At 32.0% G+C, this 25,769-nt stretch carries 22 protein-coding genes; 14 read left to right on the forward strand and 8 right to left on the reverse strand.

The window, feature by feature from the left end; translation table 11 throughout:
• Positions 1-106 precede the first annotated feature (106 nt).
• The 5 genes from ASE21_RS20290 to ASE21_RS20310 form a co-directional block, all read right to left on the reverse strand.
• Positions 107-1,438 carry a DUF58 domain-containing protein gene (locus tag ASE21_RS20290; RefSeq protein WP_057124516.1) on the reverse strand — a complete coding sequence of 444 codons (1,332 nt, stop codon included), beginning with the start codon at positions 1,436-1,438 and terminating at the stop codon, positions 107-109.
• 124 nt (positions 1,439-1,562) lie between these two features.
• Positions 1,563-2,576: an AAA family ATPase gene (locus ASE21_RS20295; protein ID WP_057124517.1), complete on the reverse strand. Its 1,014-nt coding sequence runs from the start codon at positions 2,574-2,576 to the stop codon at positions 1,563-1,565.
• 37 nt (positions 2,577-2,613) lie between these two features.
• Entirely contained in the window at positions 2,614-3,819 is a 1,206-nt protein-coding gene (locus ASE21_RS20300; protein WP_057124518.1) for a DUF4350 domain-containing protein, read from the reverse strand.
• Complete coding sequence (locus tag ASE21_RS20305; protein WP_057124519.1) at positions 3,819-4,586, reverse strand: hypothetical protein; 768 nt, start codon at positions 4,584-4,586, stop codon at positions 3,819-3,821. The genes ASE21_RS20300 and ASE21_RS20305 overlap by 1 nt, the downstream gene beginning before the upstream one ends.
• Positions 4,587-4,598: 12 nt before the next feature.
• Positions 4,599-5,579, reverse strand: coding sequence for a stage II sporulation protein M (locus tag ASE21_RS20310; RefSeq protein ID WP_057124520.1), 981 nt, complete (start codon positions 5,577-5,579; stop codon positions 4,599-4,601).
• A gap of 20 nt (positions 5,580-5,599) precedes the next feature.
• Between ASE21_RS20310 and ASE21_RS20315 the strand changes: the two genes are divergently transcribed.
• From ASE21_RS20315 to ASE21_RS20340, 6 genes are all read left to right on the forward strand, one after another.
• On the forward strand, positions 5,600-6,343 hold the full coding sequence (locus ASE21_RS20315; RefSeq protein WP_057124521.1) for an RDD family protein: 744 nt from the start codon (positions 5,600-5,602) through the stop codon (positions 6,341-6,343).
• Between the two features lie 32 nt (positions 6,344-6,375).
• The gene (locus tag ASE21_RS20320) at positions 6,376-6,978 is read left to right on the forward strand and encodes a trimeric intracellular cation channel family protein (protein ID WP_057124522.1); all 603 of its coding nucleotides are present in this window, start codon (positions 6,376-6,378) and stop codon (positions 6,976-6,978) included.
• 90 nt (positions 6,979-7,068) lie between these two features.
• Complete coding sequence (locus ASE21_RS20325) at positions 7,069-8,019, forward strand: peptidoglycan bridge formation glycyltransferase FemA/FemB family protein (protein WP_057124523.1); 951 nt, start codon at positions 7,069-7,071, stop codon at positions 8,017-8,019.
• Positions 8,016-9,122 (forward strand): DegT/DnrJ/EryC1/StrS family aminotransferase, encoded by a 1,107-nt coding sequence (locus tag ASE21_RS20330; RefSeq protein WP_057124524.1) that lies wholly within the window; start codon positions 8,016-8,018, stop codon positions 9,120-9,122. The genes ASE21_RS20325 and ASE21_RS20330 overlap by 4 nt, the downstream gene beginning before the upstream one ends.
• Positions 9,119-10,615, forward strand: coding sequence for an oligosaccharide flippase family protein (locus tag ASE21_RS20335; protein ID WP_057124525.1), 1,497 nt, complete (start codon positions 9,119-9,121; stop codon positions 10,613-10,615). Before ASE21_RS20330 ends, ASE21_RS20335 begins: the two co-directional genes overlap by 4 nt.
• Positions 10,608-11,354 (forward strand): acyltransferase, encoded by a 747-nt coding sequence (locus ASE21_RS20340; RefSeq protein ID WP_242410314.1) that lies wholly within the window; start codon positions 10,608-10,610, stop codon positions 11,352-11,354. The genes ASE21_RS20335 and ASE21_RS20340 overlap by 8 nt, the downstream gene beginning before the upstream one ends.
• Here the strand turns inward: ASE21_RS20340 and ASE21_RS20345 are convergent, their stop codons facing one another.
• Positions 11,355-12,254, reverse strand: a complete 900-nt coding sequence (locus ASE21_RS20345) for a glycosyltransferase (RefSeq protein WP_057124526.1) — start codon at positions 12,252-12,254, stop codon at positions 11,355-11,357. It abuts the gene before it with no gap.
• A 48-nt stretch (positions 12,255-12,302) separates the two neighbouring features.
• Here ASE21_RS20345 and ASE21_RS20350 point away from each other — a divergent pair, with 48 nt between their 5' ends.
• From ASE21_RS20350 to ASE21_RS20360, 3 genes are read left to right on the forward strand one after another with little or no spacing between them, the layout of a single operon-like run.
• The gene (locus tag ASE21_RS20350) at positions 12,303-13,400 is read left to right on the forward strand and encodes a glycosyltransferase (protein WP_057124527.1); all 1,098 of its coding nucleotides are present in this window, start codon (positions 12,303-12,305) and stop codon (positions 13,398-13,400) included.
• A gap of 4 nt (positions 13,401-13,404) precedes the next feature.
• Positions 13,405-13,809 (forward strand): sugar 3,4-ketoisomerase, encoded by a 405-nt coding sequence (locus ASE21_RS20355; RefSeq protein ID WP_057124528.1) that lies wholly within the window; start codon positions 13,405-13,407, stop codon positions 13,807-13,809.
• Positions 13,806-14,891: a glycosyltransferase family 4 protein gene (locus ASE21_RS20360; RefSeq protein ID WP_057124529.1), complete on the forward strand. Its 1,086-nt coding sequence runs from the start codon at positions 13,806-13,808 to the stop codon at positions 14,889-14,891. The genes ASE21_RS20355 and ASE21_RS20360 overlap by 4 nt, the downstream gene beginning before the upstream one ends.
• A gap of 8 nt (positions 14,892-14,899) precedes the next feature.
• Here the strand turns inward: ASE21_RS20360 and ASE21_RS20365 are convergent, their stop codons facing one another.
• Together ASE21_RS20365 and ASE21_RS20370 are read right to left on the reverse strand one after the other, a co-directional pair.
• Positions 14,900-15,751 (reverse strand): glycosyltransferase family 2 protein, encoded by an 852-nt coding sequence (locus ASE21_RS20365; protein WP_057124530.1) that lies wholly within the window; start codon positions 15,749-15,751, stop codon positions 14,900-14,902.
• Positions 15,751-16,434 (reverse strand): cell division ATP-binding protein FtsE, encoded by a 684-nt coding sequence (locus tag ASE21_RS20370; protein WP_057124645.1) that lies wholly within the window; start codon positions 16,432-16,434, stop codon positions 15,751-15,753. Before ASE21_RS20370 ends, ASE21_RS20365 begins: the two co-directional genes overlap by 1 nt.
• 341 nt (positions 16,435-16,775) lie before the next feature.
• Between ASE21_RS20370 and ASE21_RS20375 the strand changes: the two genes are divergently transcribed.
• From ASE21_RS20375 to asnB, 5 genes are all read left to right on the forward strand, one after another.
• Positions 16,776-19,793, forward strand: a complete 3,018-nt coding sequence (locus tag ASE21_RS20375) for a tetratricopeptide repeat protein (RefSeq protein WP_057124531.1) — start codon at positions 16,776-16,778, stop codon at positions 19,791-19,793.
• Positions 19,794-19,894: 101 nt separating this feature from the next.
• Positions 19,895-20,758: a PhzF family phenazine biosynthesis protein gene (locus ASE21_RS20380; RefSeq protein WP_057124532.1), complete on the forward strand. Its 864-nt coding sequence runs from the start codon at positions 19,895-19,897 to the stop codon at positions 20,756-20,758.
• A gap of 148 nt (positions 20,759-20,906) precedes the next feature.
• On the forward strand, positions 20,907-22,661 hold the full coding sequence (locus tag ASE21_RS20385; RefSeq protein ID WP_057124533.1) for a TonB-dependent receptor: 1,755 nt from the start codon (positions 20,907-20,909) through the stop codon (positions 22,659-22,661).
• A 171-nt stretch (positions 22,662-22,832) separates the two neighbouring features.
• Entirely contained in the window at positions 22,833-23,282 is a 450-nt protein-coding gene (locus ASE21_RS20390) for a hypothetical protein (protein WP_057124534.1), read from the forward strand.
• Between the two features lie 589 nt (positions 23,283-23,871).
• Positions 23,872-25,548 carry an asparagine synthase B gene (gene asnB / locus ASE21_RS20395; protein WP_057124535.1) on the forward strand — a complete coding sequence of 559 codons (1,677 nt, stop codon included), beginning with the start codon at positions 23,872-23,874 and terminating at the stop codon, positions 25,546-25,548.
• Positions 25,549-25,769: the final 221 nt, after the last annotated feature.

The following is a 25,769-nucleotide window of genomic DNA, read 5'->3' on the forward strand; positions in this document are numbered from 1 at the left end:
TAGAAACAAAGATTCAAAGATTTTTGATTGTTTTAATGCTTAACCAATTAACTTGACATCTTAATAACACTTATTTTACATTCTCACAACATAACATCTCAGAGTTTTATAAAATCCCTCTCGCTTTAATCTCCAGATATTTATTAATAGCATCCAAAGTCAAATTTTCAGGCTGCGTTAAAACCGAATGTATTCCGTATTTCTTTAATTCATTGGCGATAAGACGTTTTTCAAACATGAATTTTTCGGCAATAACTTTGTCGTAAACTTCCTGAATGGTGTCTGTCTTTTTGTTTATGATGGCATTTAATTCGGTATTTTGAAAGAAAACCACAACGAGTAAATGACTTTTTGCAATTCCTTTTAAATAAGGCAATTGCCGATTTAAACCGTCCATCGTTTCAAAATTCGTATACAGAATAATTAAACTTCTCTGATTGATGTTTTTCTTGATATCAACATACAATCTACTGTAATCACTTTCGAAAAAGTCGGTTTTAATGTTGTATAAAGTTTCGAGAATTTTCTGCATCTGCGAACCTCTTCGTTCTGCAAAAACACGGTTTTCAACTTTTTTAGAGAAAGAGAAAAGTCCGGCTTTGTCTTGTTTTTTCAAAATTACATTGGCTAAAACCAAAGTCGAGTTGATCGCATAATCTAATAAACTTAAACCATCAAAAGGCATCTGCATTACACGGCCTTTATCGATCGCCAAATAAACTGACTGCGATTTTTCGTCCTGAAACTGATTTACCATCAGCGCATTTTTCTTCGCTGTAGCTTTCCAGTTCAAAGTTCTAAGATCGTCGCCCTGAACATACTCCTTAATTTGTTCAAATTCCATTGTATGACCAATTCTGCGGATTTTCTTGATTCCGTATTGGTATAAATTATTCGAAAAAGCCAGTAAATCGTATTTTCTCAATTGAATATACGATGGATAGGCTGGTACCATTTGATCTTTAGCAAAAGAAAACCTTCTTGAAATTAATCGCAATGGCGAAGAAACATAAATGTTTAAGTAACCAAAATGATATTCGCCGCGTGCAGTAGGTCGAAGATCGTATCCAAATTCTTTTTCTTCTGAGGCTTTTAATCTTTTTACAAGTTTAAAATCACGAACCTGAAACTGAAACGGAATTTCATCAATTATTTTAACTAAAATTGGAAAAGTATAATGATTCCTGATCTGAATGCTTATTGGGTTTAAATCTCCGTTTGAAAGCTTTTCAGGTGCAATTCTTTCAGCTTCAATTCCTGTTTTAGCAAGATATAAAATTAGAATATCCAGACCCAGAAAAGTGAACAAAACCAAAATGATAAACCAGACTGCATTGTACAAATTCGGAAAAATAAAAGCACAGATAAATAATGCTATAATGCCCAAAAGCACATAGAAAAAGAAATTGTTGAGATATAGGCTTTTTATGAATTTCATTTTTAGTTTACAGTTTTAGTCTCTGTTTTTAGTTTTCAGTCTCAGTTTTCAGTCTCAGTTTCCGGTTCCCAGTCTCAGTTTAAACTGTACACTGTGACTGAAAACTGCGACTAAAAAAAGATATTTATCTAGGAATTTCTACTGTTTCGATAATTTGTTTAATAATTTCAGAACTTGTAATTCCTTCCATTTCACGTTCCGGAGTTACGATAACACGGTGCTGTAAAACAGGAATTGCAGCTTCTTTAATATCTTCCGGAGTAACAAAATCGCGTCCGCGAATGGCTGCAAAACCTTTTGAAGCATTCAGAATAGCAATCGATGCACGAGGTGAAGCCCCTAAATATAAAAAGGCATTTTCGCGTGTATTTACTACAATTCTTGCAATATATTCTAATAAGTTTTGTTCAACTCTGATTTGTTTGATTAAAGCCTGATACTGATTTATTTCTGCAGAAGAAAGAAGTGTTTGGATGGCTTCTAATTTTCCGTGATCCTGCAATAAATGCTCTCTCTGGATAATCAGGATTTCTTCATTTAATTTTGGATAATCAATTGTAATTTTGAATAAGAATCGGTCCAGTTGTGCTTCCGGTAAACGGTAAGTTCCTTCCTGTTCAATTGGGTTTTGGGTTGCAATTACTAAAAACGGAGTTTCAAGTTTATAACCAGAACCGTCAATTGTAATCTGGCGTTCTTCCATAACTTCAAAAAGAGCAGCCTGTGTTTTTGCAGGAGCACGGTTGATCTCGTCAATTAAAATTAAATTAGAAAAGATTGGTCCTTTTTTAAATTCAAATTCGGAACTTTTTAAATTGAAGACGGATGTTCCTAAAATATCAGAAGGCATTAAATCCGGAGTAAACTGAATTCGGCTAAAGCCAATATTTAATGTTTTCGCAAGCAGTTTTGCTGTAATAGTTTTAGCAACTCCCGGAACACCTTCAAGTAAAACGTGTCCGTTTGATAAAATCGCCACCAAAAGCTGGTCAACCATTTTGTGCTGTCCTACAATTACGGTTTCAATTTCTTTTTTAATGGCATTAACGTGCTCTAAAAGCGGTGCTAAATTTATTCTGGTTTCAAAATTCACATTTTCATTTGTGATTTCTGTTTCGGGTGTATTAATATCGTCCATGTTTGGTATGTTTATCTGATTGCGTTTTTATATTTTTTTAATGTAAAATCTTTTCGATTGCATTATTAATCCGGATCAAATCCTCTTCAATACTATCGTGGTAACTGTTTCTGTGTTCATTAATTAAGAATACCAGTTCCTGAATATCTTTTTCATCTTTTCCTGTTTTGTGATGCAGTTTTGTAACAAAAGTATCATCCAGTTTTGTGGTATCAATTAAATATTCGGTTCTGATTCTTTCCAGAAAATAAATAATTTTTTTGTCAATTATATTGGTATGGTCGCCTTCCTGATAATATAAATTTCCAATTGTTTTGGTAAAATCAATCGTCAAATTAGACAACGGCTGTAAAATTGGAACAATTCGCTGCTTTCTTTTGGCATTGAAAATCATAAAAATAAACATTCCGATTAAGAATAAATACCATGCCCATTTTAATGCCGGCTGACTTAAAATATATCGAAGCGGCGAATTGGAAACATGTTCATCATTCTGTACTTTTGTGTACCAAAAAATATCTCCTTTCGGAACATAAGAAAGTGCATTTTCTGCGTATTGAAAACGGTCTTTTTTCAATAAATTATAATTGGTAAAAGCTGCAGGATAAAGGTGCAGGAAGAAATTTCCGTTTTTATAAGGAACTTTTATAAAATTGACATTTCCTTTCTTTTTTGGATTTCCGTGATAGCCTAATACAGTCGTATTTAGTGTATCAAATTTTGTGAAATAATCTATAATTTCACTTGTCGATGTATAGGTTTTTTTGCTCAAATTTTTATTTGCCATCCATACAGAAGCACTATCTGTCGTACGAAAATTTGAATTATACTTAATTTTTAAACTGTCTAATAATGGTGGAGGAAAACTTGCCATACTCAGGAAAGCATTATTTCCGTGTGAAACGAAATACATAATTTCTTTTATCGACTGATCGTCAATATTGTTTTGTGCAGAAATATTAATAAAAGTTCCTTTTACGGTATACGTTTCAACCAGTGAATCTTCATTGTATTTTGAATCTAAAAATTCATAAGGTGTTACATCGGCAATTCTCTGGATTTTTTGTTTCTTAAAAATGCTTCCAATTTCTTTGTCAAAAACATATAACCCAAATGGAATTTTGTCATTGACAGAATAAGTTGGGCGCCAGTCAATTGGTTTTGGTTTGTTGTAATCTGAAACTAGAATGAAAATAAAAATAAGAACCAGTACAGCAATGTATATTTTGATACTTTTATTCATTAACTAAAGGTTTTTATTGAATTCTTAAATCTGTTTTGTGCTTTGCTGAAAGTAGTTTCATCAATTTCAAATTCACCGTACCAAATATAATTATAAAGGTAAGACAAGTAGGTAAACTCTTCTTTAAGTTTAGGGTTTTGAATTTCGTATAAATAATCTGAATTTGTTTTTTCTATATCCCATTCTATATAATTATTCTGTGCCATTATTTTTAATAACCAAAGATAATAATATCGTACAGCAGTACGTTTTTCGCCTGCTTCAAGACTTTCTTTTATCAGTTTTTCAAAATCTAAAAGGTGAATATTTTTTTCAATATCAGAATAATAAACGGTTCTTTTACTGGAATTTTTACCAAAAATCCATTGTCCTTCTTTATTAATAACTGCTTTTACAATTAAGTAAATCACAAGTATTATAACTAAGGCCGCAATAATTCGGATAAATATGGTAACAAAATTCAAAGAAGATTCTGTAGTACTAAATGAGAAAAGATTTCTTAAAATACTTGCCAGCCAGTCTTTAAAGCGCTGCCAAAGGCTTTTTTCCGGAGTTTTGTATTCATAAACAAAATCGGAACTTTTATATTTTTTCTGATAGTTTTTTGAAAAAGTTTTAGCTTCAATCGAATCTGAATCAACCTTAATATCTTTTTCAGTATATTTTACTGTGGAAATTTTCGGAGGTTCTTCTGTCGTCAGCGAATCCTGCGCATTCGAAATACTGCAGAAAAGAAAAAAGTATAAAATAAATAAAATTTTATTCATCACTGGGTTTTATTAATTCGTTTTGGCAGATAAAGCATGTACTTTTTTATAAACAATTGAAGGATAAACCAGGTAATAAAATGAAATTATTCCTAAAGTACCCAGTATAATAATACAGCTTAGCCAATTTGGCATATCGATAGAATATCGGGTAATAAAACCTTCAAGAAAGCCGGCACTGATTGTAAAGGGAAAAGTACTTAAAAATATTTTAAAACTGTTTTTAAAACCTATTTTAAAAGAATCTATTCTCGAAAAAGTTTTGGGAAACAAAATAGAAGCACCCAAAATAAATCCTGCCGTAGATTCGATTACGATACCAAAAATTTCCATTGCGCCATGAATCCAGATTCCGCGTACACTTTGCCAGAAAACATTTTGGTCATAAAAAAAATATTGAAACGCACCCAGCATCAGAGAGTTTTGAAGAAAAACATAAAATGTACCTATGCCGGCAAAAATTCCATACATATAGCATCTTGCGCCTACATAAAGATTATTCATCGTAATGCCAATGAAACTTCCCCAGTTAGATCCTGATCCGTAAACAGCCATTGGATTTCCTTTTTTGATGTTATCCAGTGTCATATTTACATAATCGTCGCCAAGAATTAACCGAATAAAACTTTCATCGTAACGTGCAGAGACCACGCCCATTGCAACGGTAATAAAAAAGAGGATAAAAGCATACATTAAATACCTTTTGTATTCAAAAAGTAAAAGCGGAACTTCAATTTTAAAAAACTCAACAATTCTGTTTTTCTCCGTTCGTTTCGTTTTGTAGATTTTTTGATAAATCTGCGAAGCCAAATGGTTTAAATACACAACTGTTTTACTTTTAGGGTAATACGTTTGAGCATAAGAAAGATCATTCATTAATTGAATGTACAAATTTGCTAATTCGTCAGGATTTTTCTTAGCTTTACCGAAAATAGCTAGCTCAAATTCCAGCCATTTTTCTTTATTTTGTTTGATAAATGCAATTTCTCTCATTGAGGGCTAAAATATAAAATATGTCAGAATTATCTATAAATACAACACAAAATGTTAAAATAAATTTTATCGCGGCTTCTGTGGGCGAGAGGCTGGGTGCATATTTAATTGACGCGGCGATTAAGCTCTCTTATATTTTTCTAATTGTATGGGTATTTTTTTACTGGATAGACATTGACAGACTAATGGGGAATATCGATACATGGTCACGAGCAGCAGTGATGATTTTGCTTTTTTTTCCATTAATTATTTACTCCATAACTTTAGAAAGTATTTTTGAAGGACAGTCATTTGGAAAGAAACTGGTTAAAATAAAAGTCGTAAAAATTGATGGTTATCAGGCCGGATTTGGCGATTATTTAATAAGATGGTTTTTTAGAATAATTGATTTCAGCTTATTTAACGGACTTATCGCTATAATTTGTGTTGCTTCGAGTAAAAAATCTCAGAGACTGGGAGACATGGCAGCCGGAACAGCAGTTATTACGCTAAAAAATAAGATTAATATCAGCCACACCATTTTAGAAGATATTGGCGAAGCCTACGTGCCAACATATCCTTTAGTAATTAAATTATCAGATAATGATATGAGAATTATCAAAGAGACATATCAAAGTGCTTTGGCAAAAAATGACCATGAAATTATTTACAAGCTGGTCGCAAAAATTGAAAGCGTAACCGGAATCAAAAATCAGTCTGGAAATAACAGCGATTTTATCAGGGTTGTCCTTAAAGATTATAACTTCTATACACAGAACATGTAATTATCTCATCACTAAATCTTTTGCATCTTAAAATGTTTCATTTATTAGATATTATCGGCACAATGGCATTTGCAATGTCGGGCGCATTAACGGCAATGCATAAAAAATTAGATCCGTTTGGGGTTTTTATTATTGCTTTTGTTACGGCCGTTGGCGGAGGAACCCTTCGTGATGTTTTAATAGGAAGAACTCCTGTTGGCTGGATGATGAACCTTCAATATGTTTATGTCATTATTTTAGGTTTTTTGCTGGCTATTATCTTCAGGAAAAAATTTGATAAATTAAGAACTTCTTTATTTTTATTTGACACAATTGGTTTAGGGGTTTTTACTTTAATCGGCCTCGAAAAAGGAATTACAACGGGTCTTCATCCGGTAATCTGCGTTGCCTTGGGAACTATGACGGCATGTTTTGGCGGAGTAATCAGGGATATTTTATGCAATGAAATTCCAACGGTTTTTAGAAAAGAAATCTATGCCACAATCTGTATTTTTGGCGGAATAGTTTTTTTTGTACTTCGAAAATTAAATTTAGAAGATGATGTTTTATATCTTGTAACTTCTGTGGTAATAATTTCTATTCGTTTATTGGCTGTAAAATACAAATGGTATCTTCGTGCTTTTGAGCATAAATAAAGATTAATGATTTAGTCACAGATTAAATTATTAAAAGATTTTTTCTGCTAATTAAAAATCACAAAAATCTTTCTAATCAGTGGTTGTAAAATGAATAAATATACTGTAAAAAAATACGATCACGACGATTATAAAATTTGGAATGATTTTATAGATCAAGCCAAAAATGCATCGTTTTTGTTTCATCGTGATTTTATGGAATATCATAAAGATCGTTTCGAAGATTTTTCACTTTTAATTTTTGAAGAAGAAAAATTACGAGCAGTTCTGCCGGCAAATAAACAAGGGAATTCGGTTCATTCTCATCAGGGACTTACTTATGGAGGATTGGTCTTTTTGGCTAAATTAAATGCAGAAAAAGCAGCCTTTATTTTAGATGCGATCTTGCTTTTTTTAAAAGAAAACGTCATTGAAATCTTTTATTATAAACCAATTCCCGTTTTTTATTTCCCAACAGGCAATCAGGAAATGGATTTTTTTCTATTAAAAAGAGGAGCAGTTTTAGAAAGGAAAGAAATGAATTTAGCGATAAATTTAAATTCGCCTCTGAGAATTTCAAAAAGTAAATTAAAACATTTCAGGAGAATTGAAAATTTGGATTTGGATATAATGGAAGAAGAAGATTTTAATCCTTTTTGGAATGAAATTTTAGAGCCAAGATTATCAGAAAGATTCAATGCAAAACCAGTTCACTCTAAAGAAGAAATAGCACTTTTAAAACAGCGTTTTCCAAATAATATCAGACAATTTTCTGTTTACCAAAATAATTGTATTATAGCCGGGATTACAATTTTTGAAACTGCAAATGTTATAAAATCACAATACGGTGCAACTTCAAAAAAAGGCGAAGAATTTAGAGCATTAGATTTTTTATTCATTAATCTGATCCATAAATATAAACGCAGGGGGAAACATTTTTTTGATATGGGAATTGTAAATTCTGATGACGAAAAGGATTATAATTGTGGTCTTTTAAAGCAAAAGGAAGAACTAGGATGTACGATTTACAATCAGGATTTTTATAAATTGGAAATAAAATGATACCATTTTTAGATCTAAAAAAAATCAATGAACCTTATGAAATCGCTTTTCAGCAAAAACTGAAATCAGTTTTAGAAAGCGGCTGGTATATTCTGGGATCAGAAACAGCATCGTTTGAAAAGGCTTTCGCCGAATACTGCCAGACTCAATATTGTATTGGAGTTGGAAATGGTTTCGATGCGTTAGTTTTGATTTTCAAAGGTTATATTCAATTAGGTAAACTCAAAAAAGGCGATGAAGTTATTATTCCTTCTAACACTTACATTGCAAGCATTCTGGCTGTTTTACATGCAGATTTAGTTCCGGTTTTGGTAGAACCGAAACTGGAAACCTACAATATAAATCCAGATTTAATTCCGGAAAAAATTACTTCAAAAACAAAAGCCATTTTAGCGGTCCATTTGTATGGACAATTGGCAGAAATGGATCAAATAAATGAAATTGCAAACCAGCATAATTTATTAATAATTGAAGATTCAGCTCAATCACACGGAGCAGTTAACAATCAACAATTAACAATTAATAAATTTAAATCAGCTTCTGCTTATAGTTTTTATCCGGGGAAAAACTTAGGATGCCTAGGTGATGGCGGCGCGGTTACGACAAACGACCGGGAATTAGCAGAAATGCTTTTTTCGCTTCGAAATTATGGCTCACAGCAAAAATATTATAACACTTATATTGGTGTAAATTCAAGATTAGATGAACTTCAGGCAGCATTTTTAAATTTAAAACTTCCAAATTTAGATTCAGATAATGATAAACGCAGAGCAATTGCAAAACGTTATTTATCTGAAATTAAAAGCGATAGAATTAAACTGCCTTTTTGGGACTTTTCAGATAATCATGTTTTTCATTTATTTGTCATTAGAACAGATAACAGGGAAGATTTAAAGAATTATTTAAATGAAAACAACATTCAGACAATGATTCATTATCCAGTTCCTCCACATAAACAAAAAGCATTTTCTGAATGGAATAATTTGTCATTTCCTGTTACAGAAAAAATTCATAATGAGGTTTTAAGCTTGCCACTGAATCCGGTTTTGACTAAAACAGAAATTGATTTTATTATCGAAATTTTAAATAATTATAATTGGTGAGTGATACAAAAAAGTCATATCAGCAAATTTTAAAAACGACTTCACTTTTTGGAGGCGTTCAGTTTTTTTCGATTTTAATTTCTATTGTAAGAACTAAATTAATAGCCCTTTTTATTGGCCCTGCGGGAATGGGAATTATTGCCTTGCTGAATTCGACTCTGGGTATTGTAAGCAGTATTTCAGGTTTTGGAATTGAAACAAGTTCTGTCAAAAGCATTTCTGAAAATTACATAAACAATGATCTGAAAACAGTTTCAAAAACGGTTCAAATTGTAAAACGGCTTGTTTTTTTTACAGGAATATTTGGAATGCTGGTTACAATTGCTTTTTCAAAAGTTTTAAGCATTCTTACTTTTGGAGATTCAAGCCAGACCTATTCATATGTATTACTTTCAATTACTATATTATTTAAGCAGTTATCCGGCGGACAATTGGCAATTTTGCAGGGATTAAGATCATTGCGGTTTTTAGCTGAAGCTAATTTTTACGGAAATCTTTTTGGACTTATTTTTTCGATTCCGCTATACTATTTTTTAAAAATAAATGCTATTGTTCCCACTATATTTATTGCTTCATTATCCGCTTTAATTTTTTCATTTTACTATGTGAAGAAAGTCAAAACGGAGCGGCATAAAATCCTAAAAACAGACTTAATATTTGAGGGAAAATTAATTGTAAAGCTAGGTTTTATGCTGACTATTAGCAGCGTCTTAACCCTTTTGTCAACCTATTTGATTCAAATTTATATTGGAAAAACAGGTGGCCTGGAACAAGTCGGATTTTACAATGCCGGATTTACCCTGCTGAACTCTTATGTTGGAATTGTTTTTACCGTAATGAGCACAGATTATTTTCCCAAATTGGCATCAATTAATGCTGATAATGAAAAAGTCCGAGCAAGTGTACAGCAGCAGGCTTTTATTTCTGTTTTAATTATTACGCCAGTCATTGTTTTATTTCTTGCGTTTAGTTCGTTGATTATAAGATTGTTATATACTTCAGGCTTTAATCCTGTTATTCCAATGGTTTCCGCTGGGATTTTAGGAATGCTGTTTCGGGCTGTTTCCTGGTCAATGGGATTTATTTTAATAGCAAAAGGTGATTCTGCAATGTTTGTAAAAACTGCTGTTGGATTTAATATTTTGTCTTTAATAATGAATATTTCCGGATATTATTTTTATGGGCTTGAAGGTTTAGGATTTAGTTTCTGTCTTTACTTTTTATTCCATTTTACAGGATTAAAAATCATTACCAAAAACCGTTATAATTTTTATTTCGGGAAAGATTTTTATCAAATTTATTTAGGTTGTTTTATACTTTGTATAATTACATATTTGCTGCGATTTATAGAAATACAAGTTTTAAAATACGTTTTATTTTCGCTTATGATTGTGCTATCCTTTAGTTTTAGTTTGTACGAAATCAATAAAAAGATGAATTTACGCGAAATATTTACGTCATTTGTGCAGCGAAAAAGAGATAAAAATGATTAAGAGCAGTTATAAAAAATTCCGGTCATTATATCATAAAATCAGGTTTTACTATTCTGTAAACTGGACCAAAACGCTGTATTTTAATTTTAAAAAATTCCCTTTTGAAACCGCTAAAAAACTTCCTGTCTTCTTTTACGGAAAAGTAAAATTTACATCGATTAAAGGCGAAATACAAATTGATGGAAATATTCAAAAAGGAATGATAGGTTTTGGTCAGCCTTATGAATTAAATACGGTTCACAAAGGAATTGCAGAAGTTTTTATTTTGGGAAAATTAATTTTTAAAGGAAAATTTCAATTTGGAAAAGACTGTTTTGTTTTTATTGGAGAAAATGCTTTTTGCAGCTTAGGGAACATGGCTTCTATAGCTTCCGGAGGGAAATTAATTTGTACAGAAAAAATTGTTTTAGGAGATTATGCCAGGTTTGGCTCAGAATCGCAGATTATTGATACCAATTTCCATGATTTAATTGATACTCAAACGGGTGAAAAACTACCAAAATCAGCTCCAATATTTATAGGAACCTATAATTTTATGAGCAACAGGGTTTCCGTTTTAAAAGGGACAAAAACGCCGGATTTTTGTACCGTTGCTTCAAATAGTTTATGTACAAAAGATTATACTTCTTTAGGCGAAAATATTTTAATTGGAGGAGTTCCTTCAAAATTAATCAGAACGCATATTTCAAGGGACTGGCAGGGAGAAAAACAGCAGCTTGATGATTTTTTGACTATTTAATTAAGAAAAAACTATTCTAACACGCTGCTTGATTTCCAACATTAAGTATTTTAAAAACAGCCCATAATCGGCTGTTTTATAAGTTAAAATTATTTCAAAATGCATTCGTTTTAAAATCGCTTTTTGTTCTTCTTTTGTTCTGTTTAATGCAATTGCTTTCTTAATAATTAAATAAGTAGAGTAATTTATTTTTCTGGATCGGGAGTCATTTTTAATATAAAAATGAGTTCCTAAAGAAGTAGCGGTGATTCGCTTTTTTATTAAAATTTCATCGATATAATCAATATTATATTTTCGCGAAGCTCTAATCCATAAATCTAAATCTTCGTAAGCAAGATTTTCATCATAACCCTGCAAGTCATCAAAAACCGATTTTTTAACCATCGATGAAACTGAGCAGATACTATTTCCGCCGCTAATTACATTCAGATAAATATTTCCTGTTTTTCTCTTATCAATAGTTTTTTTTAGTTGATTTACAGAAAAATAATAAGAATCGAATTCGCCGTTTTCCGTTATTAATTCAGCATTTCCGTAAACAATTCCGAGATTTTTAAAACGTTTTTCTTTAAAAGCTTTTAGCTGTAAGGAAACACAATTTGAAATTAAAATATCATCGCAGGCCAAATCAATAATATAATTGCCTTTTGCGAGTTTTAACGCTTTATTGAAGGATTTTGTGCTTCCCAGATTTTTTTCATTTTGAATAAACTGAATTTCAGGATAATCCGTAAGCCAGTTTTTAATTACTTCTCTGGAATTATCTGTGCTAAAATCATCAACAATTATAATTTCAACAAAAGGATAATCCTGATTTACAGCAGAAAATAAACTCTCTACAACAAATTTTTCGTGATTATAACACAAGCAAATAATGGTCACTAATGATTTATCTTGCATATTGTTTTTAAAGAGTTATATATTTGATACGAAAATAAGAAATCACGAATGATATTGTCTCACAAAAAAAATAAAATTGCCTTAATTGGTTATCGTCTCAGCGGAGGCGGAAGCGATAAAGTAATGGCAAATTTGTCTGTTTTTTTTGAAAAACAAGGTTTTGAAGTTCATATTATCATTGTGTTAGATGAAGTCAGTTTTCCATATTCAGGGAAGCTGGTTAATTTGGGTCTGCTAAAAAACAAAAACAATGGTTTTTTTAATAAAGCCACAAGATTAAAGGCTTTACGAGATTATTTAAAAGAGAATAAATTTGATTTTATTATAGATTTCCGTTTTAGGACTAAAATAATTCAGGAATTAATTTTATCCAGATTGATTTATAATGCTAAAACTATTTTTACGGTTCATAGTTTTTTGATCGATCATTACATGCCAAATAATTCCTGGCTGACAAGATTAATGTATAATCATTGTTTTGCCAATGCTGCCATTACGGACGAAATGAAAAAGTTGATTGAAACCAAACATCAGCTCAGAAATGTTGTAATGATTCATAATCCAGTTAATTTGGAGGAAATTGAGGAAAAACAACAAGAAAATATTACTTTGGATTTTGACTTTATAGCAGCAGTAGGACAATATGAAAACGACATAAAGCAATTTGATAAATTGATAGAAAGTTATACCAAATCTGATTTAGCTAAAAAGCAGATTTATTTGATTATTATTGGGAACGGCGATGAAACAAAGCTGCGTAAAGTAATGGCAGAGCACAATATTTCAGACTATGTTCATCTTTTAGGATATCAGGAGAATCCGTTTAAATATATAAGCAAAGCAAAATTTTTAGTTTTAAGCAGTAAAAATGAAGGATTTCCGAATGTTATTTTAGAATCTTTAGCCTGTAAAACTCCGGTTATTTCTTTTGATTGTGATTTTGGCCCGCGCGATATCATTACTTCTTTTGAAAACGGAATTTTGGTAGAAAACCAAAACTGGCAAAAACTTACAGAAACAATGAATTTGTTTGTTTCTGATGAAAATCTGTACCATTATTGTAAAAAGAATGCACTTAAAAGCATTGAGCCATTTTTATTAGAAAAAATTGGTAATCAATGGTTAAATTTGATGAAAGCTAATTAATACTATGACAACGATTCAAGATCTTACATTACTGAAAATACCTGTTGTAGAAGACTTAAGCGGAAATTTGGCTTTTATTCAAAATGACGTTTTGCCTTTTAAATTCAAACGGGTGTATTATCTTTTTGATGTTCCAAGCAGTGCTTTTCGGGGCGGACATTCGCATATTGAGCAACAGGAAGTTATCATTGCTCTAAGCGGTAGTTTTGAAGTAATTGTAAATGACGGTAAAGACAAAAAAAGTTATTTGCTGAATAAACCAAATGTAGGTTTGTATTTGCCAAAAGGCATTTGGAGAGAATTAGAAAACTTTTCGTCAGGCTCTGTCTGTTTGGTTTTGGCTTCGGATGTTTTTGAAGAAAGTGATTATATTCGGGATTATGAAACGTTTTTGAATTCCAAAAAATGAAACTCCTTTATATTGTTCCCAAAATAAAAAATGCCGGCGGAGTTGCCAGAGTTTTGTCTATTAAGGCCAATTATTTTGTGGAGCATTTTAATTATGAAGTACATATTTTATCTCAAAATGAAGAAGAAGAATCTTTTTTTTATGATTTCAATTATAAAATTATCTTTCATAATATCCATCTAAAAGGAAATACTTTTCAGTTTTTAAAAGCATATAAAAAGCAGTTAAACAAGAAGATCCAGGAAATTAAACCCAATTGTATTCTAGTTGCTGATAATGGATTAAAAGCTTTTATTTTCCCACTTATTGTTAAAACCAAATTACCGATTGTTTTTGAATGTCATGGTTCAAAGTTTATTGAAGAAAAACATCAAAAAAATGATTTTTTTTCAAAATCAATTCAGAAAACAAAATATCACTTTAAAGATTTTGGTGCACGAAAATTCACAAAAATAGTGGCTCTTTCAGAAGAAAGCCTGAAAGAATGGAATGTAAAAAACGGAATTGTAATTCCAAATCCTTCATGGATTCATTCAGAAAAAATTGCAGCTTTAAATAATAAAAAAGTAATTGCGATTGCTCGAAATTCATATGAAAAAGGATTAAGCCGATTATTAATAATCTGGGAAAAGATAATTGAAAAACATCCGGACTGGACTTTGGAAATTTTTACTGACGAAGTTGATTCTTTAAAGAATATTACAGCTGATTTAAAAATGACTTCGAAAATAAAAGTTTCTGCTTTTATTAAAAATATAGAAGAAAAGTATTTAGAATCCTCTATTTACGTAATGACTTCGAGAACAGAAGGTTTTCCTATGGTTTTGCTTGAAGCCATGTCTTTGGGTTTGCCTTGTATTGCTTTTGATTGTCCGACAGGTCCGAGATCAATAATTAAAGATTCTGAAAACGGATTTTTAATTCCGGATAATGATTTTAAAATGTACATTGAAAAGCTTTCTTTTTTAATGGAAAATGAGGAAATAAGATTAGAATTTGGCAGAAATGCAAAACAAACTTCAGAGCATTTTTCGACAGAAAAAATAATGGAAAGATGGAAACAGTTTTTTGAAAATCTGTAGAAGCAGGATTATTTTAAGAAACAAAAATATCCCAATTTATATAGGTCAAATAAGAATAATGAAGGTTTCTGTGAAAGTAAATTCCGTTCTATTTTTAATTGATTTTTTTTGAAAACCAACGATGTAAAACGAGTTAGTTTTAGTTGTTTTAAAAATTCGAAAGTCTTAATTATTTTACTTTCTGCAGAAGTTATCTTTTTTGAATTATAAAGAAAGAATAGATTCTCCAGAGCTGTTTTAGTTTTACTTAAAAATATTTCTGAAGTTTCTAAATTAAGATGAAAAACAGGATTTTGAATTGAAGTTATTTCGAACCCCTTCTTTTTTAAAACCAAAAAAAAGCATAAATCTTCGTAACCATATTTTGTAATCGATTCATCAAAAGGATATTGAAAGAAAATCTCTTTTTTGATCCACAAATTTGAAGTTAAAACCGATGCTGTTTCTCTTTTTTGTCCATAAATCCAGCGCAAAAGCTGTTGTTTTTCAGGAATTTTATCTTCGTAAACAATTCCTCCAAAAAGAATATTGTTTTCCTCAGCAATCTCCGCAATATATTTTTCAATAAAATTATTTTCAGCCGGAAAAGTATCGCAGTCTAAAATTAAAAGCCATTCATTATTTGCTTTTTGAGCAAGTGAATTGATATTTCTTCCTCTTCCTAAATTAACTTCATTTATAAAAAACGAGCACTTTGAAAAAGAATTAATTACTTGATTTTTAATGTTTTTCTGCGAATTTGAAGCGTCATCCTGACATAGGATTTCAAAATTAATTCCGCATGAATTACACTGTTTTACAAGTTCGTTTACGAGCGGTAAAACATCATAATTATAAACCGGAATTAAAATCGAAAGCATTACACGCTTCTTTGTACCACTTCAAAGATACGTTCCTCTTCACACTTTAATGTTTTTGATGGAAATTTCATTAAAAGTGCATAATCGTGCGTTGCCATGATAACCGTTTTGCCATTGGCATTAATGGTTTTTAAAACTTCTAAAACCTCAGAACTTGTCTGCGGATCAAGGTTTCCTGTAGGTTCATCGGCAAGGATAAATTCAGGATCGTTAAGCAAAGCTCTTGCAATTGCAACTCGCTGCTGCTCACCGCCTGAAAGCTGGTGCGGCATTTTATTAAGGAAATCTTTCATTCCAACTTTATCCAGAACTTCATCAATTTTGTATTCCATTGCTTCTTTTTCGACCCATCCGGTTGCTTTAAGAACGAAAAGCATATTGTCTTTAATAGAACGGTCCGGAAGCAGTTTAAAGTCCTGAAATACAATTCCAATTTTACGTCTCAAATACGGAATATCTTTCTCTTTTAAGGTTGCCAAATCAAAATCAACAATGTGTGCTTCACCTTCTGTTAGAGGCAGATCTGCATATAAAGTTTTTAAGAAACTACTTTTTCCGGAACCAGTTTTTCCAATGATGTAGATAAATTCACCATGCTGAACGTCCAGATTAATATGAGATAAAATTTTTCTTCCTTCCTGATATATAGTGACTTCTTTAAGAGATAGTACGGTTTGTGACATAATAAAATTGATTTGAATGGTAAAAGTAATAAGATAACGATTGGATTCAAAATAAATTTCAATCATTTCTGAATAAAATCGCTAAAAAGAGCATAAAAAATTAAACCTTATAAGTTATAATAAGTTCATTTAATTTGAACTGCATTATGTTCCGATTAAATTTGCTTGCAGAACTCTAATTATTGCAAAATATTCAGTTTTTGAATGTTTGAGAACCAATAATTTGTGACTTTATAAGTAGTTTAATCACAACTATTAAACGATTTGTTCATAATAAATAACAGAAACGTTTCGTTATAAACGGTATAAAATGATAAATTTGAATACTAAATATAACTAAAATGCGTAGACTTTCCAGGTTCTTTTTATTCCAAATTATCCTTACTTCGACTATAGTTTCGGCACAAAAATCAGCTATTTATACCTACGAATTAAAGGATTTTGACAAAGCACTGGCTTTATATAATGACAAACAATACGCTTCGGCACAACATATTTTCGAATACGTAAAAAACAATACTGCACCCACAGAAGAAGTGAAATCAGACTGTGCTTACTACATTGCCAATTGCGCTATCAGAACCAATCAGCCAAATGCTGATGCGTTAATGGAAAAATTTGTTGATGATTACCCAACAAGCACCAAGCAAAACCAAGCCTATATAGAAGTGGCTCAATACTTTTTTGAGCAGGGTAATTACCCAAAAGCTCTGCAGTGGTTTGACAAAGTTGATGAAAATTACATGAGCAAATCTGAAGCTGATAAATTTAATTTTCAAAAAGGATACAGCTATTTTAATGCAAAAAATAAAAAAGAAGCGACAGCGTATTTTAATAAGGTGGTAAACTCTCCTGAGTTTGGGTCGCAGGCCAAATATTATTTAGGATTTATGGCTTATGAAGGCGACGATTATAAAGAAGCTACAAAATACTTTGATGAAGTTTCCGGAGAAGAAAAGTACAAAGAAAAGCTTTCGTATTATCAGGCTGACATGAATTTTAAATTAGGGAATTTCCAAAAAGCAATTGATTTGGGTCAAAAAGCAATGGCGAAATCCAATGATATGGAAAAATCTGAATTGAATAAAATTATAGGCGAAAGTTACTTCAATTTAAAACAATACGATAAAGCAATTCCGTATTTAGAGCAATACGCAGGCAAAAAAGGAAAATGGAATAATACCGATTTCTATCAGTTAGGTTACGCGTATTATGAACAGAAAAATTACGAAAAAGCCATTTCTCAATTCAATAAAATTATTGAAGGAAAAGATTTTGTAGCTCAAAATGCGTATTATCATTTAGGTTTAAGTTATTTAAACACAGGTAAAAAACAAGAAGCTTTAAATGCATTTAAGAATGCTTCGGAAATGGATTTTAATGCACAAATCCAGGAAGATGCTGCATTAAATTATGCTAAAGTGAGTTATGATATTGGAAATGCGTATCAAACGGTTCCGGGAATTTTACTTGATTTCTTAAAAAAATATCCAAATAATTCAAGCAGGGCAGAAGTAGAGAAACTTTTAGTAGATTCTTATATTTCGACTAAAAATTATAAAGAAGCTTTGGCTTTATTAGAAAAAAACAGAAGCGCAGAAAATAAAGCAGCGTATCAAAAAGTACTTTTTTACAGAGGAGTAGAGTTGTTCAATGAGTCCAATTATACTGAAGCTGCCAAAATGTTTAAAAGTGCCGTAAGCGAACAAAAAACTCCTGAGTTTACAGCTCGTGCAACATTTTGGAAAGCTGAAACAGAATATGTTACAGATGATTTTCAAAATGCTTTACTGACTTATAAACAGTTTGCAGGACTTCCTGCCGCAAAATCGACAGACGAATATAAAAACATCAATTACAACATTGGTTACACGTATTTTAAATTAAAGGAATACGATAATGCGGCGAATTCTTTTCAGGCCCAAATTGATAATTCAAAAGAAGATAAAGTACGTTTAAATGATTCATATCTGCGTTTAGGAGATTCTCGTTTTGTAAACTCCAAATACGCACAGGCAAACGAAGCTTATGCAAAAGCAATCGATGCCAGAGGAGTTGATGCCGATTATGCTCAGTTTCAAAAAGCACTTTCATATGGTTTTATGTCAAAAAATGATCAAAAAATCAGCGAGTTGAATAATTTCCTTAAAATGTATAAAAAATCAGAATATCGGGATGATGCGTTATTCGAATTAGGAAATACTTACGTGGCAGATAAAAAGAATGATTTAGCGATTAAAACTTATGATGAGTTAATTTCAGAATATAAAAATGGATCTTTTACCTCAAAAGCTATTTTAAAACAAGGCTTGATCTATTATAATTCAGACCGCGACGAACAGGCATTAACAAAATTCAAAAAAGTTGCTGCAGAATTTCCTAAAACCCCAGAAGCATTAGAAGCCGTTTCGACAGCAAGATTAATTTATGTTGATTCAGGAAAAGTGGATGAATATGCCACATGGGTTAGAACTTTAGATTTTGTTTCGGTTACAGATGCAGAACTGGATAATGATACTTACGATGCTGCTTATAAACAATACAGCCAAAATAACAGCAAAGCGGCAATTACAGGATTTGCAGGTTATGTAAGCAAATTTCCATCTGGACTGCATGCTTTAGAAGCTAATTTTTATCTGGCGCAATTGTACTATGCGGAAGGTTCTGAAACAAAATCAATTCAAAATTATCAATACGTAATTGAGCAGCCAAGAAGCGAACTGACAGAGCAGGCCTTAAACAGACTGGCTCAGATTTATTTAAAAGCAAAAGACTGTGATAAAGCAATTCCGGTACTGGTTCGTCTGGAAAGTGAAGCAGATTATCCTCAAAATAAAAACTTTGCACAAGCAAATCTGATGAAATGTTATTATGACAAAAAAGATTATGATAACTCGGTTCTTGCTGCAGATAAAGTTTTAGAAAATCCAAAAGCTGATGCAAACGTAAAAGCCGATGCTCAGATTATTGTGGCACGTGCAGCTATTCAAACCGGAAATGAAGATAAAGCAAAAGCTGCATATGCCAAACTATCTACAACTTCAAAAGGAGAATTGGCTGCAGAAGCATTGTACTATGATGCATATTTTAAAACCAAAGAAGGAAAATTTGATGCTTCGAATGCTGCAGTTCAAAAACTGGCAAAAAGCTATTCTGCTTACAAATATTACGGAGCTAAAAGTTTGGTTTTAATGGCGAAAAACTTTTATGGATTAAAAGACAGCTATCAGGCAACTTATATTCTGGATAATGTAATCAACAATTTTACAGATTATCCGGATGTTGTTGAAGAAGCCAGAAAAGAGCTGAGTGCAATTAAGTTAGAAGAATCAAAAACGAATTCTTCAATTAATAAGTAAAAAAATAGAAATAGATAATAGAAAAAAGAAAATAGATTGAAGCAAAGATTGGAAGTCTAATTTCTATATTCTTTTCTCTTTATTCTAAAAAAATATAAGAAATGAGTTTACCTTTTTATATAGTTGATGTTTTTGCTGATAAAAAATATGCCGGAAATCAGCTAGCGGTTTTTTTAGATGCTGAAAACCTTAAGGCGGAAGAAATGCAGCAAATTGCCCGTGAAATTAATTTTGCTGAAAGCACATTTGTTACAAAATTAGATCGGGAAAATAATAGAGCTGAAATCAGGATTTTTACTCCGGCACATGAAATGCAGTTTGCGGGGCATCCGATAATTGGTACTTCCTGGGTTTTGATGAATAAAATATTCGAAAATACTCCGGAAAAAATCGCGCTGGAAGTTCCTATTGGACCAATTGCGATTAATAAAACTGAGGATTTAATATGGCTGAAAGCAGCACAGCCAAAATTTTGGGATGTTTTTGCCAAAGAAGATTTCCCATCTTTCAGCAATCTGACAATTGATGATTTTGACAATCAATATCTAATTCAGGAAGTTACAACAGGAAGCGCTTTTGTGATCGTACCGTTAAACAGTCAAAGAGCATTGGAGAATTTGGTTTTGGACAAGGATAAAACAAACGAATGGCTGAAACAGCATTGCAAAACGAATCACAGGGCCTTGTATTTTTACAGTTTTGAAAACTCGAAACTGAGCAGCAGAATGTTGTGTGTTGAAAATAATCAGCTGGTTGAAGATGCAGCAACAGGAAGTGCGAGCACTTGTTTGCAGGCTTATCTTTTAAAATATCATGCTTCAGAAATTGAATTAACAAATCATCAGGGAGATTATATCAACAGGCCGTCTCAAATTTATTTTAAAGGTAAATTAGAACAAGATCAATTTGATATAAAAATAGGTGGTAAAGCTCAGTTTGTTGCTAAAGGAGATTGGGAAGCTTAGAATTTTAGAATTCAGATTTTAAATTTAAGAACATAGAAAATAGAATAAAGAAAATAGAGTAAATGAAATGAGAAATTTAGAATAACGAGAAGTCTATTCTCTTTATTCTATAATCTTTTCTCTAAAAATTCTCTGAAAAAAAATAAATATGAAAATTAACTGCCGAAATAAATTCATCGTTTTATTAGTGCTATTGGTGTGCCAGCTTTCGTTTTCGCAAGTTAAGAAGAATGAAAGCATAGGAACTGAAACGGTAAACGTAGTAAAACCTTATTCGCCAACCATATCTGACGCTTTTAAAGTAAAAGAAGCCCCTTCGCTTGACGATGCAGGAAATCAGCCGAAAGAAACTATTAAATATAGTATTTTGTCTGTTCCGGTGGCTTCGACTTTTACGCCTTCAAAAGGAAATGCACAGGGTGTGGATAAATCTAAAAAAGAAAGATTATTTAATAATTATGCCACACTTGGAGTTGGTAACTACGGAACACTAAACGCTGAATTATTCGTAACTCAGGATTTAGGAAACAATGATTATTTAGCCGGAATGCTTCGCCATCATTCTTCGCAGGGCGGAATTAAAGATGTAAATCTTAATGATGAATTTTATGATACCGGAGTAAATATTGGTTATGGTGTAAATAATCGTGATGTATCGTGGGGTGTTGATCTGGGTTATCAGAATCAGGTTTATAACTGGTATGGTCTGCCGGCTGATTTTGGAATGACTTTAGCACCGGGAACTCAGGAAGATTTGATTAGAGGAATAAATCCGAATCACTCTTACAATACCATTTCATTAGGTGGAAATGCAGAATTTACAGAAGGTATTTTTAGTAAAATTTCGACAAAATTCACGCATTTTTCAGACAGTTTTTCTTCTGCTGAAAATCGTTTTTATTTAAAACCCACTTTCAAGGTTGATGTGATGGATCAGGCAATAAACACTAACATTATTGTAGATCACGTAAGCGGTTCGTTTGAGCATAATTATGCATGGGACAACGTTGAACCATTAAAATACAGTTTGACAAATTTTGGAATTGAGCCAAGTTTTGTAGTGCATGAAAACGACTGGACTTTAGAATTAGGAGCCGGATTGTTTTATGCTTTAGATTCTGAGAACAGCGGAAATAAATTTTATATTTATCCAAAAGTAAATGCATCATACAAATTAGTGGGCGATTTAATGATTTTCTATACGGGAGTTAACGGAAGTTTAAACCAAAATTCCTATGCCGATTTTGTAAACGAGAATCCGTTTTTGTCTCCAACTTTAAACATGAGACCAACCAGTAATCAGTATACTGTTTTTGCAGGGTTAAAAGGAAAACTGGCTAATAATGTAAGCTATAATTTAACGGGTTCTTATTTGAATGAAAAAGACAAAGCATTATTTAAAAGCAATGATTACACAGAAGATTTTTCGAACCAGAGTTATGCGTTTGGAAATTCATTTAGTGTAATTTATGATGATGTAAGGACTTTTCGTTTTTATGGAGAATTAAAAGCTGATTTTTCTCAGAATGTTTCTTTTGGAATCAACGGAACTTTTAACAGCTACAAAACAGACGGATTGGAAGCATGGAATTTACCTTCTATGAAACTAAGTTCCAATCTTGATGTGAACATTACAAAACAATGGTACGCAGGTTTAAATGTTTTCTATGTTGGGGAGCGTAAAGATATGCAGTCCAATCTGACTCTTGGAACAGATCCTGTCATTACAACTTTAAAAAGCTATTTTGATGCCAATGCGCATTTAGGATATAAATACAACGAGCGCCTGACTTTTTTCTTAAAATTAAATAATATTGGAAATCAGGCTTATGAAAGATGGCTGAACTATCCAGTTCAGGGCTTTCAGGTTTTAGTTGGAGGAAATTACAAATTCGATTTTTAAAAAAACAGCTGTCATACGACGCTATGGGATAAACTTTTTTTCAGAATAAAAAGGTGCCTTTTTTCGGTCATGAACTCATGAATTTTTTGGAGTAGATTCGTGAATTCGTGGCTGTTTTTTTTAATAAAGAAAAAAACTTAGCATCTTTGCATCTCAGCAGTATCTCAAAAAATGACTTTTAAAGAAAAAATACACTCACATTATCTGCAAATGGTTCAAGACCGAATAGATGTTTTTAAAGACATGATTTCGGGATTGACAGAAGATTCTAAAAATGATGCAAAAGGATCTGCGGGAGATAAGCATGAAACCGCTTTATCGATGATGCATATCGAGCAGGAAAAACTCACCAACAAATTAAAAGAAGCTATTGCTCAAAAAGCTGTTTTAGATAAAATTGATTCGGCAAAAAAAACAGAAAATATAATTTCCGGAAGTCTGGTAAAAGCAAACGGAATTTATTTATACGTAAGTGTTGCGCTTCCCAAAATTGCAATTGACGGAACTAATGTTATTGCGCTTTCTCCACAATCTCCTTTAGGAAACCATTTAATGGGAAATAAGGCTGGGTTTCAGTTTGAAATAAATAAAACTCATTATATTGTCGAAAGTGTTGAATAATTAGGTTAAAATGCAGATTTAGTCCCTACGGGACAATTTTACTCTGCGGGTTTTTTTCTACCGATATTTAATCTCTACGAGATATGCTCCGTTAGGAGCAAAATATTGGTAGCCAATATAATGTGTATGATATAAGATTGTCCCGTAGGGACTAAATATAATTCGATCTTGTCATTCCGAGGAACGAAGAATCTTCACAAGTAGTTCCAGAATCTAAGTTGCCAATCTTTATCGAATTTCTTGCGAAGATTCTTCGTTCCTCAGAATGACAAACGTATGCTAATTGAAGATAGAATAATTTTTGAACAGCTTTTTGCAATCTGTTTGCGAATCTTTTACGAATGTCTAAATAACTCAAAATTTAATTCAAAAAATCATTCTAAACTTTCAATTTTAAACCAGTTTTTCTTCTGAAATTAAAATTTTCAAGTTTAAGACTTTTTTTGATGTCAAAATTTTACATTTAGTATGTAAATTAATTATTTTAATTAATATTTGTAACTGATTTTACTATTTGTGTTTTTCAATTGTAACTAATACTTCATCTTTGCCTTATCAAAATAAAATTTAAAAGTTAAAATATAAAATTATGTGTGGAATTGTATGTGCCTTTGATCTAAAGCAAAAAGCTGAAGCTTTAAGACCTCAAGTATTAGAAATGTCTAAAATCATTCGTCACCGCGGACCGGACTGGAGCGGAATTTACAGCAATGATAAAGCCATTCTTTCTCATGAGCGTTTAGCGATTGTAGATCCAGCTTCAGGAAAACAACCTTTATTTACAGAAGATAAAAAATTGGTTTTGGCTGCAAATGGTGAAATTTACAATCACAGAGAATTGCGTAAACAATTTGAAGGAAAATATAACTTTCAGACAGAAAGTGACTGCGAAGTTATCCTGGCTTTATACAAAGAAAAAGGAGTGAGTTTTGTTGACGAATTAAACGGAATCTTCGGATTTGCGATTTATGATGTTGATAAAGATGAATATTTTGTTGCCCGCGACCATATGGGAATTATTCCATTGTATATTGGCTGGGATCAGCACGGAACTTTTTATGTTGCTTCTGAATTAAAAGCTTTGGAAGGATATTGTACTAAAATCGAATTATTCCCTCCGGGACATTATTTATCAAGCAAAGATGGAGAATTTGTACAATGGTACAAAAGAGAGTGGGTTGATTATGATGCGGTTAAGGACAACGAAACAAGTATTCCTGAAATCAAAAAAGCACTTGAAGCTGCAGTTCACAGACAATTAATGAGTGATGTTCCTTATGGAGTTTTACTTTCGGGAGGTTTAGATTCTTCTATTACTTCGGCTGTAGCCAAAAAATTTGCGCAAAAACGTATTGAATCAGATGATACTACAGATGCATGGTATCCGCAATTACACTCTTTCTCTGTAGGTTTAGAAGGTTCGCCGGATTTAGCTGCAGCAAGAAAAGTGGCAGATCACATCGGAACTATTCACCACGAAATTAAATTTACAATCCAGGAAGGTTTAGATGCTGTTCGTGATGTAATTTACAACCTGGAAACGTATGATGTAACTACAGTAAGAGCTTCAACTCCAATGTGGTTAATGGCAAGGGTAATCAAATCAATGGGAATCAAAATGGTTCTTTCAGGAGAAGGAGCAGATGAGTTATTTGGAGGATATTTATATTTCCACAAAGCGCCAAATGCCAGAGAATTCCACGAAGAAAACGTTCGTAAATTGAGTAAACTTCACATGTACGACTGTTTACGTGCCAACAAAAGTTTAGCAGCATGGGGAATTGAAGGTCGTGTTCCGTTCTTAGATAAAGAATTTATGGATGTTGCGATGCGCATTAACCCGCAAGATAAAATGATCAACAAAGAACATCCGATGGAAAAATGGGTTGTTCGTAAAGCTTTTGAAGATATGCTGCCGGAAAGTGTGGCGTGGAGACAAAAAGAGCAGTTTTCTGATGGAGTAGGATACAGCTGGATCGATACTTTAAAAGAAGTTGTAGCGAGAGAAGTTTCAGATGAGCAATTGGCAAATGCGAAATATAAATTCCCATTACAGACTCCAACTTCTAAAGAAGAATACTATTATCGTTCGATCTTTTCAGAACATTTCCCAAGTGATGCAGCGGCATTATGTGTTCCTCAGGAAGCCAGTGTAGCTTGTAGTACAAAAATCGCTTTAGAGTGGGATGAAGCTTTCAAAAACATGAACGATCCTTCCGGAAGAGCAGTTGCCAGCGTGCATGACGATGCGTATGCAAAAGCATAAATGAGTTAATTATTAGAATTAGTATATATATTGCAGAAAGGCGTTCTTATTTAAGAACGTCTTTCTTGTCTAAAATTGTTAAATTCTATATTTCAGTTCTTTATAAAAACTTTTCGATAATTATTTAACTTACTTTTTTTATATTTGACATTCCCCAAAAAAGTTAAATACCTAAGATTTTAATATTGAAAATGTAGGAAAGCAAAAAATAATATTTAGTT

Source organism: Flavobacterium sp. Root901 (assembly GCF_001429765.1).
In the GTDB taxonomy this organism is placed as follows: Bacteria; Bacteroidota; Bacteroidia; order Flavobacteriales; family Flavobacteriaceae; genus Flavobacterium.